This window comes from Halobacteriovorax sp., assembly GCF_041587335.1.
GTDB lineage: Bacteria > Bdellovibrionota > Bacteriovoracia > Bacteriovoracales > Bacteriovoracaceae > Halobacteriovorax.
The window spans coordinates 1-2,764 of the sequence record NZ_JBFGYP010000232.1 but is presented as its reverse complement, the minus strand read 5'-3'; the positions used below and the strand labels follow the sequence as shown (position 1 = coordinate 2,764).

Genomic DNA, 2,764 nt, shown 5'->3' with positions numbered 1-2,764 from the left:
TTTCTAACGCGTTTTCTTAACTCTCTAACTCAATTTGAGAATAAGGAGATATGGGCAATAGAATCTCATGGAGACTTAATTCATAGACTTGATCTCGATTCAAGACTTATCGATAAAAGAGCCCTTTTAGAATTAAGTGCAAAGAGGCACCATAATACAATTTATTCTTTCAAATCCAAGAATACTTCACTCTGCCCTATCCTAGAGTTTGAAAACTCACTATATAGAGAGAAATATATTGAAGTTGATGACTATAATAGTATTTTTGGTCATTTCTCTTGGGTGTCGAGTACACAAGAAGCCTTCATTGACTATATAGATGGTATTTCAACATTGGAATTAAACAAGAAGAGAATACCACTTAAAGACAACTTAGGTTCATTGAAATTTATTAAAAAATTAAATAGCTTTCAAGAAAGCTATATTAATAAAAACCACTTATTTTATAATAATAAAAACCAAAGAATTTTAAAAGTTATCTCATCCCCTGAAGACTCACTTGAATTAAGCTCTTCAGGGAAAGTCACGATTAATTAAGCGGCCTTCTTTTTCTTAAAGTTATTCAAAACATGAACATTGTCTTTTAAAAGCTCAATTTCTTCTTGTAATTTTTCAATATAAATATTTCGATCCTCTAACTCCGCATTTTCTTTAACATTCTTATTCATAAGGTCTTCTACTAAATTAATATATCTATTCTTAGTTTTTTCAAGCTCTGATATAAGAACAAACTGTTGTTCCTTATCTGTACTAATATCTCGACCTTTATTTGAAAGAGAATTAAATTTATCCTTTATTAGTGATAGCTCCTGCTTTTTAGACTTAATCTCTTCTTTTATAGTTGAAACATTCATATTTGAATTAATAAGAGATGAATTTGCCTTTTGAAAATCAGATTTTAGATCTGAAATTTCGTGGTTTAACTGCTGTGAGACCTTAGAGAGTTCTATTGACTCTTTTTCTTTCTTAGCAATTAGTTGTCTTCGAGTATTTATCTGAGAGTTCAACTTTTCAAGTTGGCCATTATACTCAGCAATAGTACTCTTTAGTCTTTTATGTCTTACTTCATCACTAATAATTTTAGAACTTAAGTCACTATACACTTCTTGATTTCTAATAATATCAGATTCAAGAGAAGACTTTGATCTCTCTAAGCTCAATATCTCTTGCTCCAATTCATTTCTATCAGCGACGGTGCTACTCGTAACATTAGATAACTCGGCCTTTTGAGCACGTAGTTGACTAATTTTTTCGTTACCGGAGTTGAGTCTAGACTTAAGATCTGCATTACTCTTATTAACTTCATCAAGCTCACCTTGCAGTGTACTTATAATACTTTTTTCTGCATAGATCTCACTTTCGATCTCCTGCAGCCTAGTAGTATACAGATTATTCTTTTGCTCTAAAGATAACTTATCATCAAACTTCTTATGCTTTTCAGTTTTTAATTTTGAGCTAAATTCCTCAAACTGGATATACTTCTCAGACAATATATTGATAGACGAGTTTAAACTTAAGATTTCGGATGAAAGAGTCCTCTTTTCTTTAAGGGTACTCTTTATTTTATACTTTAGTTCTTCGAAACTATTGGTAAGACTTTCTAGTTTCTCACTTCGACTCTCTCTTTTAAGCTTAAGAGAGTTAAGCTGCTCCGACTGTCTCTTGATATTAGATTCAAGATTTGAGAACTCAATTTGTTTATACTCAATACTTTTAGAAGTTCTATCACAGTCACCCTTGAGCTCGGAGATTTTTTCTAAATTTAACTCACTAAGTTCACTCACCTCACGAATATCATGATCAAGTTTTTCATTCTCTTTAGAGACTACTTCTAGCTTCTTTCTATAGTTCTCAATTAAAGACTGATTCTTATTATTGTCTAGTGATACTTGATCTATCTTTCTTGATAGAGAATCTTGTCTTATTCTTCCTGCTTCTAAAGAGCTTAAAAGGCCTTCAGCTTCTCTTTTTAGATTGAAGTTTTCATTTTCAAGTTGATCTAATCGTCTAGACTTTAATTCAAAAATCTTAGAGTATTTTTCAACTTCTTCCTTTCTATTTACCAACGTCGATTTGAGTTGATTTTTATGATTATCAAACTCATCAATACTTTTTTGAATTTGAAAAATTTTCGATTCGTAAGACTCAATAATACTCTTTTTAGAAGATATATCGGCTTTTAAAGACTTTACATTCTCACTCAAGCTAAAGGCACTAGCTTCATACTCTTTGTGTTCTTTATAAAGCTTTGATTTCTTATAACCACATTCATTTAATGCTGCTTTTAAAATATTAATTTCCTGCAGAAGTGTCTCTTTTTTACTTTTGAGATCACTTAGGCTTTTCTCAGAATTAATTAATTCTACTTTTAGCTGTTCATAGTCAGCACTTATTTTTGCTTCTAGGGCCCTAGCGTCTTCTAAATCTTCTTTAAGAAGCTCAATCGTTTTACTTTTCTTATCTACTTCTTTATTTTTTAAATCAATATCACGAAGTAAACCATTTATATTTTCTTTATTGACGACTATTTGTTTTTCATATTTTTTTATAAGATCAATATTTACTCTGTAAACTTCTTCGATCTCATTCTTATCTCTATGAATACCTGCGAGGCTTTCTGTTAATACGCCATTTTCTTTAGTTAATTCAGATATTTTATTTTTAGACTCATCTCTTTTTTCAATCAGTTTATTATATTCTTTTTCTAGAGATAAATTTTCTACCTGTAGATTGCTCTTCTCATTAGCTAAGCTATCAACCTCCC

General features: G+C 30.4%; 2 protein-coding genes. One reads left to right on the top strand and one right to left on the bottom strand.

Features of this window, described 5'->3' with window-relative positions; genetic code table 11:
- On the top strand, positions 1-537 hold a 537-nt coding region (locus ABX784_RS16735), incomplete at its 5' end, for a hypothetical protein (RefSeq protein ID WP_372656206.1).
- Here ABX784_RS16735 and ABX784_RS16730 read toward each other — a convergent pair.
- Positions 534-2,764, bottom strand: a 2,231-nt coding sequence (locus ABX784_RS16730; RefSeq protein WP_372656205.1) for a hypothetical protein, incomplete at its 5' end; no start/stop codon positions are given. The genes ABX784_RS16735 and ABX784_RS16730 overlap by 4 nt on opposite strands.